Origin of the sequence: Segetibacter koreensis DSM 18137 (genome assembly GCF_000374045.1) — a bacterium.
GTDB classification, from domain to species: domain Bacteria; phylum Bacteroidota; class Bacteroidia; order Chitinophagales; family Chitinophagaceae; genus Segetibacter; species Segetibacter koreensis.
This window is the reverse complement of sequence record NZ_KB893322.1, coordinates 63,881-75,893: the sequence shown is the minus strand read 5'-3', so window position 1 is coordinate 75,893 and position 12,013 is coordinate 63,881. Positions and strand designations below refer to the sequence as shown.

The following is a 12,013-nucleotide window of genomic DNA, read 5'->3' as shown; positions in this document are numbered from 1 at the left end:
AATTACAAGTGTATTATGAAAGTTCATTTCGTTGCACAATCGGGATTTATTATCGAATATATGGACCAGAGAATTGCCATAGACGTGTGGTCAGACAATCCTGTTAACCCTGTTTCACTTGATAAAGTGCCAAAAATTGATCATGTCTTTGTTTCTCATGACCATGGAGATCATGATGTAAAATTTGGGATAGAAATTGCAAAAAGGGATAACGCAACTTTTCACTCCAGTTATGAAATTACTTATCGTGCTTTGAAAGATGGGGTACTGAAAATAGAAAGCGCAAACATAGGAGGCCCATATAAAAGCGGGGAAATAGAAGTTGTACTTACTCATGCAGAACATTCAAGTGATACCGGTATTCCCGTAGGTTTTATTATAAAGATTGCTGACAGGACTCTTTATCACATGGGTGATACGGCATACTTCAAAGGTCTGGATTTTTTGGGTGAGCTTTACAAGCCGGATACTCTATTCATTCCAATAGGTTCCCGTTATACAATGGGACCAATAGAAGCATCGTATGCAGTTCGGGATATACATCCTAAATGGGTTGTACCGATGCATTACAATACAACAGAGTCAATTAAACAAGATCCTACTGTTTTTGTTGACCAATGCAAAGAAACTTCTCCTCATTCACATGTCATTATCTTTAACCCCGGTGAAGTGAAGGACATTTAGAAATAAAATCTATTATTTACTGCTGACTGCTTTGAGTGCTCTAAAATTTTAAAATGAGCGGACTTTTTATAAAGACGGGAAAATGTTTCAGGGTCAATGCAGGTATTTTTTTTACTATGGCGTTCTAAGCTTTTCCTGCAACTCATTCTAAAATGATTTACGCATCATTATCGTCTAATCCTATATTTTTATATCTTTAAATTGTTATTCTAATATTACAATAGCTTATGAATACCGTTTATTTTACTATTATTCTTCTTGTCATCACTGTAATCTTTATAGGTTTTTTTGCAGGTATGGAAATAGCCTTTTTAACAGCTAACCGGCTAAGTATTGAATTAAAGAAAAAGCAGGGCAAATTAAGTGGCGTTATACTTTCCAAATTTATGGAAGAACCTTCACGCTTTATTGGTACCTGTATTATAGGCGTAAATTTTTTTCTTGTTATTTATGGTTTACTTTTCACCACCCTAATGAGTCCTATATGGCAAAAGTTTGGCATAAATAATAATTATATTGCTCTTATTGCAGATACTATAATTTTTACTTTGTTGATTCTCTTGTTTGGAGAATTTATACCCAAGGCCATCTTTAGAGCTAAAAACGATGACTTGCTTAGTTTCTTTGCTCCCGTAACTAAATTTTTTCATGGTATATTTTACCCGGTTGCTTCTATTTTAGTAAGTATTGCAGAGTGGATTTTGAAATATATATTTAATGTACGGGTTGTCGACCGTAATGAAGCATTCGGAAAAGGAGACCTCGAACACTTCTTTCATCAAAATAAAGAGGAGGAGGATAGCCAGGAGTTGAACTCAGAATTGTTTGAAAATGCATTGTCTCTCCCAATGGTTAAAATAAGGCAATGCCTCGTGCCACGAACAGAAATAGAAGGTTTTGATATAAAAACACCTATCAAAGAAGTAAGGCAGCATATGATAGATACAAGACTAAGTAAACTAATAATATACAATTATAATATTGATAATATCTTAGGTTATATACATCAGTTAGATCTTTTTAAAAATCCTGCCAACATAGAATCCATTTTACTTCCCATTCCGGCTGTGCCTGAGAGCATGAGTGCAACAGACCTTATAAATAAGTTTACCAAAGAACGCAAAAGTATAGCATGGGTAGTAGACGAATTTGGCGGAACATCAGGTATTGTGACTATGGAAGATGTTTTGGAAGAGATATTTGGAGAAATAAAAGATGAATATGATGTAGAGGAATTTGTAGAAAAACAGTTAGCCGAAGATGAATATATTTTTAGCGGCCGTCTTGAGATTGATTATTTGAACGAAAAATACGATTTTGAATTTGCAGTTACAGAATCAGAAACTTTATCAGGATTTATCATCTCGAAGCATGAAGCAATTCCCCATCAAAAAGAAAGAATAATTATTGATAGGTTCGAATTTGAAATTATGAGTGTAAGTGAAACAAGAATAGATATGGTGAAAATGAAAGTTTTACGGTAATCGTTTATAATCTCTTTTGTGCTATATCTCTTATCAACTTACAATTTGGTTCACTTCTGTACTAGAATAAATCATTCTTTAATTAATAAAATCTTAATTCTCTGTTTTATTTTACATACAACGTTATAAACCTGCCGTTACTGGTGTTATTATTAATTTTACTATCCTTCATTCAGTTAACTTTGCCGCATTTAATTAAAACAAGTATTCAATTTTTTCATGGCTACTAGCATTTTAAAGAAATTAAGGCCGGATAACGATGAGATGACTTTTGTTGACCACCTTGAAGAACTGCGTTGGCATATTGTGCGTTCATTGTTGGCTATAGTAGTTTTTGCGATCATTATTTTTATCAAGATAGATTGGGTGTTTGAGAAAATAATTACCGGACCCCTTCATGATAATTTTGTCAGTTACACAGCCATGTGCCGTTTTGGTCACTGGTTGCATCTTGGTGATGCGCTATGTATGCCATCAATAAACATCAAGCTGCAGACAACTGAGTTTAGCAGCCAGTTTATGAGTAGCATTACAATCGCTTTTGTGGGGGGCTTTATTGCAGCGTTTCCGTACATCTTCTGGGAAATGTGGCGTTTTATAAGACCTGCCTTAAAACCATCAGAGCTTAAAAGTACTCGTGGAAGCATATTTTACGTATCACTTTTCTTTTTTACCGGTGCCGCATTTGGATATTTTTTACTTGGTCCTTTTACGTTCAATTTTCTTGCAAACTATACTCTGGGCATCTCCAAAATTTTAGAAACAAGACCAACTTTAAATGATTATCTCGAAAACCTTGTAGATATCATTATCGGTTGCGGGTTAGCATTTGAATTACCTGTTTTAGCCTACGTACTGACGAAAATTGGATTAATAACCCCCGAATTTTTAAGTGCTTACCGTAAATATGCTATCGTTGTTATATTAGTAATTGCTGCAGTTATAACACCAAGCCCTGACTGGAGCAGCCAGATGCTTGTTTTCATTCCATTGTTTTTGTTGTACCAGCTAAGCATAATTGTTTCTAAACGTGCCTACAAAGAAATGAAGAAGCATGATGAAGAAGAATGGAGCTAAACTTCTCAAAACTGTTTACAGTTATTATTTCTTAAAACATTTATATCGTCTAATTAATGACTATTGAATTTGATCGTTCAAAACCGATTGCTATCGGAGCTGACCATGCAGGTTTTGATTATAAAACCGCTGTTGTTAAACATTTAAATAAAATGGGCTACCAGGTAGCGGACTTTGGTACGTATTCTGAAAATTCTGTCGATTATCCTGACTTTGCTCACCCTACATCTGACAGTGTTGAAAAAAGTGAAACTGCATGTGGGATTTTAATATGTGGCAGTGCTAACGGTGTAGCTATAACTGCGAATAAACACCAGGGTATTCGTGCCGCTTTATGCTGGCAAAAAGAAATTGCAGAGCTAGCCCGTAAGCATAATAATGCAAACGTATTATGTCTGCCTGCACGTTTTATAAGTGTTCAAAACGCTCTTGACATAATCGATACATTTTTAAATACCTCTTTCGAAGGTGGAAGACATGAGGGGAGAGTAAACAAAATAGCCTGTTTATAAAAAACATCAGAAGAATTTTTCATGAAGAAATTATTAGTGCCTACTTTTTTGTTCGCAGTTGCTACAGCTTTTTCACAAAGACAACAAATTGATTTTGCCAATAAATATGCTCAGGATATTACTGCTTCAGGTTTGAAGGAAAAGCTGTCGGTGATTGCAAGTGCAGAGATGGAAGGGAGGGAAACTGCTACACCAGGCCAGCGAAGAGCTGCTGCATATATTGAAAATCACTTTCAAAAGTTAGGCTTACTGCCAGGAACTACGTCAGGATATCAAATGCAGTTTCCCGTATACCAGGATACTTTGATCGAAACAGGTTTGCAGGTAAATGGGAAAATGTATCGATTAGATGACTCCTTTTCATTAGATATTGCCTCTGCTGCAAATGGCTCTTACAATATAAATGAAATTGTTTTTGCTTCTTATGGCATAGTTGATTCTTCACGAAATGATTATAAAGATTTTAATATAAAAGGGAAGTGGGTATTAATTTTTGAGGGAATGCCCGATAACGAGGCTACGCTTGAAAAAAGTAGTAATTATAGTAACTCGATGAAGGTGTTACAGGCAAAAGCACTGGGAGCTAACGGTGTTTTTATTATGGCCCGGGATTTTGTGAAGAAGACAACTGTTAATAAAAAAGGCAGGATGTATTTAAAAAAGATCGCTACTGAAAGTGTTCCGGTTATTACTGTTACGAGCGACCTAGCTCATGAATTATTGGGCCTGAACCCCGCGCGGCTTCTTGAAAGTATAAAAAATGTTCCTACCGGCAGTTATAAATCACGTGTACAATTTTTAATAAATAAAAGAACCCTCACTCTTCAAAGCAGTAATGTTGTTGCTCTTTTGCCCGGAACCGACAAGAAGAATGAATTTGTTCTTATAACAAGTCATTATGACCACCTGGGAGTAAAAGACAAAGAAATTTATTATGGAGCTGATGATGATGGTTCAGGCACTACGGGTGTATTGCAAATTGCACAAGCTTTTGCAAAAGCAAAAAATGAAGGACACGGCCCAAGAAGAAGTATTGTTTTTATGACAGTCTCAGGCGAAGAGAAAGGTTTGCTTGGTTCTGAATTCTATAGCGAGCATCCCGCTTTTCCCCTTACTAAAACAACAGTTGATCTTAATATAGATATGGTAGGGCGTATAGATCCTGATTATAAGGGAGATTCTTCAAATTATCTTTATATTATTGGAGACGATAAGCTAAGCAGCAATCTTCGTCCTGTTACCGATTCGATTAATAAAAGGTATTTGAACCTGCAGCTTGACAGACGTTTTAATGATTTAAATGACTCTAACCGTTACTATTACAGATCTGATCATTATAATTTTGCTAAGAATGGTGTTCCTGTAATTTTTTACTTCAATGGCACTCATGCCGATTATCATCGTCCGACAGACACAGTTGATAAAATAAAGTTTGACCTGATGGCTAAAAGATTGAAGTTGGTATTTTTTACCGCCTGGGAAATGAGTAACAGAAATGAGATGATGACAAGAGATATAACTCTGCAACAATAGTTATAAGATTTGCAATTTTTATTAATAATCTTCACTTATCCATTTTCATTTAATGGAGATTGCACGGTTCCTATTGATTTTGAAGAAAAATCGCAAACGAAAGTTTTCTCATTAAAAAGCTGGAAAGTATAATAGGTAGTACAATCGCTGAACGGAGCGTCGCAACGAAGCTTAACTGAAACACAAAAGCCGGCTACAAAAAACGTGTAGTAATATATTGTAAAGCAGTAAAGTAAAGTAACTTACGATAACTTTTACATTACTATACTTTCTTCTTCAAAATCTATCGATAATTGTTTGGTATTGATGTTGAAACTCATGCGGTGATATTTGCACAACCCATGTGCTTCTATTGCCAGCCGATGTTCTTCCGTTCCGTATCCCTTATTGCTGCTCCAGTTATATAGAGGGTGTTCTGCATGAAGGTTTTTCATGTATTCGTCGCGATATGTTTTTGCCAGAACACTGGCAGCAGCTATTGAGGAATATAATCCATCCCCTTTTATGATACACTTATGCTTTACATCCTGGTATGCTGTAAAACGGTTGCCATCTATTATAAGGTATCTTGGGCGTTTTTTCAAATTATCTAAGGCCAGGTGCATCGCCTTTATTGAAGCTCTTAATATGTTAATACGGTCTATTTCTTCATTATCGACTTTAGCTACACTATAACTTACAGCTTCTTTTTCGATTATTGGCCTTAGTTCATTTCGCTGAGCTTCCGATAGTTGTTTGCTATCATTAAGAAAGGGATGATAAAAATCTTTGCGAAGAATAACCGCAGCAGCGAAGACAGGGCCAGCGTAGCAACCTCTTCCGGCCTCATCACACCCGGCTTCCACATATCTTTTTTGGTAATAGGGCAGTAACATTTCAATACAAAATTGCGGTTTCAGTTTTAAAATAAGTAAAAACCTGCGAAAGATTAATCAAAAAGTTATCACCATTGTTTTACCATTAATTTTGCCAAACTAAATAAAGATGGCAATACAATTTTTAGGCATTGCAAATAAAAGATATGCATCACGATAAATCAACAAAGATTGTAGCGTACTGGATTTTTTTAGGGGTAGGAATGTTAATAGTGCAGGTGTTGCTTGGGGGCATAACACGTTTAACAGGGTCAGGATTATCTATAACCGAATGGAAACCGATAATGGGTGCAATGCCACCGATGGGAGAGGCAGAGTGGCAGCAGGCATTTCATAAATACCAGCAGATAGCCCAGTACAAATACATTAACGAGCATTTTACCTTAAGCAATTTTAAATTTATTTTTTTCTGGGAATGGTTTCACAGGTTGTGGGCAAGGCTGATAGGGGTAGTCTTTCTTATTCCTTTTATTTATTTTTTAGTCAAAAAATATTTTAAAAGCTGGATGGTTTTTCCTTTAGTCATTTTGTTTTTGCTGGGTGCACTGCAAGGCGCAATTGGATGGATAATGGTTAAAAGCGGTCTAAATGACAGTGATGTATATGTAAACCATATACGGCTTGCTACACATTTTATGGCAGCAATGGTTCTAATATGTTATGCCTTGTTGTTTGGGTTAAAACTGGTGATAAACCCACGTAGCCGAATAGCGGAACCAGCGCTGCTACGAGGGGCTATTGTTATTACAGTTCTAGTCTGCATTCAGTTAGTTTTTGGTGCTTTCATGGCTGGTTTAAAAGCGGCAGCAACTGCACCTACCTGGCCTGACATAAATGGAATGATAATACCAGAAGGTCTTTTTTCAAACGGAGGTTTCTTTTACAATATTGCTCACAACAAAATAACTATCCACTTTATTCACCGTACACTTGCATATATTATTGTATTTTTTATCGTTATCTGGTGGTACAACGCAAGGAGCGTGACTTCCTCCGCCGCTTTTAATAAAGCTAAAAACCTTACTTTTTTTCTTGTAATAACACAGGTGTGCCTGGGAATATTTACCGTGCTAAATGGTAACAAAATAGTTGCCGGAAAATTTGGTGCTTTTGAATGGCTGGCAGAACTACATCAATTAACGGGAATGTTACTTCTGCTAAGTCTCATTGCCGTAATATACATGGCTGGTAAAAAGCATAGGACAATTTAAATATAAATGGAGTCGCCCAGATGTAGCAATAGAACAAGCAACTCTTTGATCAAGATACAGCCGCCTCTGGCTGATATAATTTAAAACATTTTCTTATAAGTTGTATTTTGTACTCTTCCTCTGTTTCTGCAGGTTCACCATCTATATGAAACGGTGCATGCTTCAGGTTACGGATTGTTAGAGAAGGTGTTTGAAAATAAAGTATATTTTTCTCCGACATGTCTTCTACAAGTTGTTGCAATTCGTTATCTCCTCTTATTTGTTTCAAGATAGCAAAAGGCAGTTTTGCCTTGTTCATTTTCTGTACAATGACAATATCAAGCAACCCGTCGTCCAGAGAGGCTTTGGGAGCTATCGTAAAATTATTACCAAACTGGTTGCTGTTTGCTACGCTTATAAAAAAAGCATCACTGTAGAACGAAAAATTATCAAGCACTATCTGAAACAGGTACGGGTGTGCCTTAAAATATTGATACAAACTTTGCTGGGTGTACGTTAATAATCCCCTAGATGCTTTATTTGCAAAGTCGTGAGCAACCTGGGCGTCAAAGCCCAAGCCGCTAAGCATACAACTAAATTTATCATTTACGGTAAACGCATCTACATAATTGTAACTGCCATTAAAAATAATTTGTAATGCTTTAATAGGATTCTTAGGAATTCCTGCGCAATAAGCAAGGCCGTTACCGCTTCCTACAGGTATGATTCCAAAATTAACTCCGGTGTCTTGTAATGCTGATACTACGTGATTTACAGTGCCATCACCACCTACTATTACTATGTCTGTTATTTCGTCTCTTTCAATTTTATCCTTTAAATAATCGTAATCGCCTAAGATATTACTATGTTGTATTTCAAATTTAATAGACTGTTCACTGGTTTTTTTTTGAATCAACTTTTCCAGCATTTCTTTTTTACCAGTCCCTGATACCGGATTTACCAGGTAAACTATTTTTCTTTCCATTATTCTTTAATTTAGTTCCGTTTCACTTTGCCCTGGGTCAACTCCTATTACCTGCTTTTAATAAAATCAGCAGCAACATAGAATAATGAATTTTTTCTTTCAACTCCCTTTTGAACAAATAACTAACAGAAAAACCCTCTTTTTGTTGTATTTAAATAACTCATTATCTATTTATTCAATAGTTTTTTCACTGAGTTTTTAAAATTTCCTAATTCATCTACTTATACGGTGCGAACATAAAACAAGCCTTCAAAATAACAAAGTGAACGTCTGATTAAACAGGAAAACTGTATTCTATGGCAACTTTTTTATTGACTTATTTTAACAAAGCAACAAGTTGAAAAATGAAAAAACTAAAAGCTGCAGCTTTATGTTCGCTTTTATTCTAACATTTTTTCTCTAAAAGTTTCAATTCAGCCAGTAAAAAGGTAAGGAACTTCTATTAATAATCCTACAAATATGGCTTCTTTTTAAGATTATTACTTCGGTTTTATTTGCTTGCTTATTTATTCTTATTATTTTTAAATATGGGTTCGCAAGCAGGAAAATTTATAATCTACATAGGGATTGTAGTAACGGTGATTGGTATACTAATTTATTTCTTTCACAATAAATTAAACTGGGTCGGAAGATTACCAGGAGACATACGAATTGAAAGGGAAAATTTTAAATTCTATTTTCCATTGACAACAATGATTCTACTGAGTCTGTTGCTTACTCTTATAATAAATCTTTTAAAAAGGCTATGATTCCCTGTTACTTTTCTTTATGACAACTTCTTTTATTATCCTGCTGTTCCTGTGTTATCGTTCCCTTCACTGGCATCCGGTAATCCAGGGGTGCCACCGGTAGCTCCACCCATATTTGTTGATTTACCTGTACGTTCTTTCGGTTGTTTGGCTTCGCCTTCAACGCCTCCATCGGCAACTGATTTTACAGGACCTGCGCCAACATCAGGAGTTTTACCATCAGTGGCGTTAGTTTCTACTGGCTGTTTTTTTTCAAATTCTTTATCCTGGCTTTACATATATTATCATTTTTATATACATCGCAAAATTTCCATGCCATCTCCTTATTTTTAAAACTTTTAAGTATTATTAAGATTACTATAGTATTAACGACAAGGAAAGCCGGTTGTAAAACCGTACCTTTGCACCCCGTAACCCCGTAATGGGGGAATTTTTTTTAGGGAATTATTCAATTTTTAAAATAAAGTCTGCCAAAAGGTGGATTAGGGTTATGAATATTAGAAACATCGCAATTATTGCACACGTTGACCATGGTAAGACTACATTGGTTGACAGAATACTTCATCAAACTAATGTATTCCGTGCCAACCAGGAGACAGGTGAATTAATTATGGATAGCAATGACCTCGAAAGAGAAAGAGGTATAACTATCTTCAGTAAAAACGCTTCTGTAGTATATAAGGACATTAAAATAAATGTGATAGATACTCCTGGTCACGCTGACTTTGGCGGAGAAGTGGAAAGAGTATTAAAAATGGCAGACGGAGTTTTGTTGCTTGTCGATGCTTTTGAAGGCCCGATGCCACAGACACGTTTTGTGTTGCAGAAAGCATTGCAATTAAATCTGAAGCCAATTGTAGTTATTAATAAAGTAGATAAGCCAAACTGCCGCCCTGATGAAGTGCACGATGCAGTTTTTGAATTGTTTTTTAACTTGGATGCGACAGAAGAACAACTTGATTTTCCTACTTTTTATGGTTCTGGTAAAAATGGTTGGTTTAATAGTAAGAATGAACAGTGTGAAGACATTACACCTTTATTAGATGGTATTTTGCAGTATGTGCCAGAACCTAAAGTTCCCGAAGGAAATCTGCAGTTACAGATAACCTCTTTAGATTATTCGACTTTTCTTGGCCGTGTTGCTATCGGTAAAGTAAATCGTGGAAGCATTAAAGAAGGTCAGCCTTTTAGCCTTGTTACTGCTGACGGTATTAAAAAATCAAAAGTTAAAGAATTATATATTTTCGAATCTCTGGGTAAAAGAAAAGTACCTGAGGTTTTAGCAGGAGATATCTGTGCCGTAGTTGGATTAGAAGATTTTACAATTGGTGATACCATTGCCGATTTCGAAAATCCTGAAGGTTTACCTGTTATCAGTGTAGATGAACCTACAATGAGTATGATGTTCAGCATCAATAACTCACCTTTTTTTGGTAAAGACGGAAAGTTTGTAACATCTCGTCACCTGCGTGACCGCCTGATGAAAGAAACAGAAAAAAATCTTGCCCTAAGAGTAGAAGATACAGACAGTGCTGATAGTTTTCTTGTTTTTGGACGGGGAATTCTCCATTTAGGTGTGTTGGTTGAGACAATGCGCCGCGAGGGTTATGAATTAACCGTTGGTAACCCACAGGTGTTGGTTAAAACAATAGATGGCAAAAAGAATGAGCCGTATGAAGTTTTAGTGGTTGATGTGCCTCAGGAATTGAGCGGGAAAGTAATTGACCTTGTTACACAACGCAAAGGTGAAATGCTTATAATGGAAAGTAAGGGTGAAATGCAACATCTCGAATTTGATATTCCGTCGAGAGGTTTGATCGGTCTGCGGTCTCAAATGCTTACCAACACACAGGGAGAAGCTGTTATGGCTCATCGCTTTAGCGAATACAAGCCATGGAAAGGCTTCATTCCCGGAAGAAATAACGGTGTTTTAATATCAAAGAATACTGAAAAAACTACCGGCTATTCTATCGATAAACTTCAGGACCGCGGAAAGTTTTTTGTTGATCCGGGAGAAGAAGTTTACACAGGACAAATAATAGCTGAGCACATAAAACCAGGAGATTTAGTTGTAAATGCGACCGAGCCTAAAAAACTTACTAACCACCGTGCAAGTGGCAGTGACGACGCCTCACGCATTGCTCCCAAAACAGAAATGACCCTGGAAGAATGCATGGAGTACATTCAGCAGGATGAGTGTATAGAAGTAACACCAAAAAACATTCGCATGCGTAAGGTTATTCTAAATGAAGAAGAAAGAAAGCGTGATTCTAAGAGTACAAAGAGTGAAGCTGTGGCTTAATTCATAAAAAATATAAAATTTAAAAGCTGTTTACAGAAATGTAAGCAGCTTTTTTTATGCATTTTAGTTTATACAAATCTTTTGTTGCTGCGGTCAATATGTCTCTTTGGGTTATTTAACGGCCTTTTACAGACACATCCTCTGTTGGCTACTCCGTTATCTATATACTATAACTTGAAATTATGCGACAATTTGTTTTAATTCTTTTCAATTTTAATTTTTCCCTGCCATTGATGTTTTTAGCAATACTACTATTTGCAATTGCCCTATTTATAAAGTTCAAAATAATCAGAATTAATTTAAATAGGTCTGTTTCCTTCAACCCGCTGCAGATAGTATCCGGTAAATTTCTAGGAGAAGCTAATAGTAAGATAACTGACAACGCTTTGACTGTCTGTTTTTATTCACTTCTTTTTGTAAAGTTGTGTGTTCGCCTTTATTTAGTTTTTATAAACAGCAGATGATAAAGTAAACATTCTTCACATACCAATTATTTTGTTTAAAGTATTTTCTATGAGATAATATCAGACATTAATCTATTGTATAATACTCAGTGAATTTCTATACCCGTTTGTCCTTTACATACTTATTATGAAGAAGTCTATGCTATTACAGGCAGTTT

At 35.9% G+C, this 12,013-nt stretch carries 11 protein-coding genes; 8 read left to right on the top strand and 3 right to left on the bottom strand.

All coding sequences use genetic code 11. The features are described from left to right. The first annotated feature begins 15 nt into the window (after nucleotides 1–15). The 5 genes from B154_RS0109380 (at nucleotide 16) to B154_RS0109360 (ending at nucleotide 5,290) form a co-directional block, all read left to right on the top strand. Nucleotides 16–684, top strand: coding sequence for a metal-dependent hydrolase (locus tag B154_RS0109380; RefSeq protein WP_018613712.1), 669 nt, complete (start codon nucleotides 16–18; stop codon nucleotides 682–684). Between the two features lie 227 nt (nucleotides 685–911). Continuing rightward, nucleotides 912–2,168: a hemolysin family protein gene (locus B154_RS0109375; protein ID WP_018613710.1), complete on the top strand. Its 1,257-nt coding sequence runs from the start codon at nucleotides 912–914 to the stop codon at nucleotides 2,166–2,168. Between the two features lie 219 nt (nucleotides 2,169–2,387). Next, on the top strand, nucleotides 2,388–3,245 hold the full coding sequence (tatC, locus tag B154_RS0109370) for a twin-arginine translocase subunit TatC (RefSeq protein WP_018613709.1): 858 nt from the start codon (nucleotides 2,388–2,390) through the stop codon (nucleotides 3,243–3,245). A 56-nt stretch (nucleotides 3,246–3,301) separates the two neighbouring features. Next, entirely contained in the window at nucleotides 3,302–3,757 is a 456-nt protein-coding gene (gene rpiB, locus B154_RS0109365) for a ribose 5-phosphate isomerase B (protein ID WP_018613707.1), read from the top strand. A 21-nt stretch (nucleotides 3,758–3,778) separates the two neighbouring features. Continuing rightward, complete coding sequence (locus B154_RS0109360; RefSeq protein ID WP_018613705.1) at nucleotides 3,779–5,290, top strand: M28 family peptidase; 1,512 nt, start codon at nucleotides 3,779–3,781, stop codon at nucleotides 5,288–5,290. Between the two features lie 254 nt (nucleotides 5,291–5,544). Here B154_RS0109360 and B154_RS0109355 read toward each other — a convergent pair whose 3' ends face one another. Next, nucleotides 5,545–6,135 (bottom strand): ribonuclease HII, encoded by a 591-nt coding sequence (locus B154_RS0109355; protein WP_245542575.1) that lies wholly within the window; start codon nucleotides 6,133–6,135, stop codon nucleotides 5,545–5,547. 176 nt (nucleotides 6,136–6,311) lie between these two features. On the opposite strand from B154_RS0109355, the gene B154_RS0109350 reads away from it, so the two are divergent. Continuing rightward, complete coding sequence (locus tag B154_RS0109350) at nucleotides 6,312–7,376, top strand: COX15/CtaA family protein (protein WP_018613701.1); 1,065 nt, start codon at nucleotides 6,312–6,314, stop codon at nucleotides 7,374–7,376. Between the two features lie 49 nt (nucleotides 7,377–7,425). On the opposite strand, the gene B154_RS0109345 is transcribed toward B154_RS0109350, so the two are convergent. Further along, nucleotides 7,426–8,340 carry a diacylglycerol/lipid kinase family protein gene (locus B154_RS0109345; protein ID WP_018613696.1) on the bottom strand — a complete coding sequence of 305 codons (915 nt, stop codon included), beginning with the start codon at nucleotides 8,338–8,340 and terminating at the stop codon, nucleotides 7,426–7,428. 527 nt (nucleotides 8,341–8,867) lie between these two features. Here B154_RS0109345 and B154_RS0109340 point away from each other — a divergent pair. Continuing rightward, nucleotides 8,868–9,089 carry a DUF2905 domain-containing protein gene (locus B154_RS0109340; RefSeq protein WP_018613694.1) on the top strand — a complete coding sequence of 74 codons (222 nt, stop codon included), beginning with the start codon at nucleotides 8,868–8,870 and terminating at the stop codon, nucleotides 9,087–9,089. 7 nt (nucleotides 9,090–9,096) lie between these two features. Here the strand turns inward: B154_RS0109340 and B154_RS32280 are convergent, their stop codons facing one another. Next, entirely contained in the window at nucleotides 9,097–9,261 is a 165-nt protein-coding gene (locus tag B154_RS32280) for a hypothetical protein (RefSeq protein WP_018613691.1), read from the bottom strand. A 318-nt stretch (nucleotides 9,262–9,579) separates the two neighbouring features. Here B154_RS32280 and typA point away from each other — a divergent pair, with 318 nt between their 5' ends. After that, nucleotides 9,580–11,391: a translational GTPase TypA gene (gene typA / locus B154_RS0109330; protein WP_026260075.1), complete on the top strand. Its 1,812-nt coding sequence runs from the start codon at nucleotides 9,580–9,582 to the stop codon at nucleotides 11,389–11,391. Nucleotides 11,392–12,013: the final 622 nt, after the last annotated feature.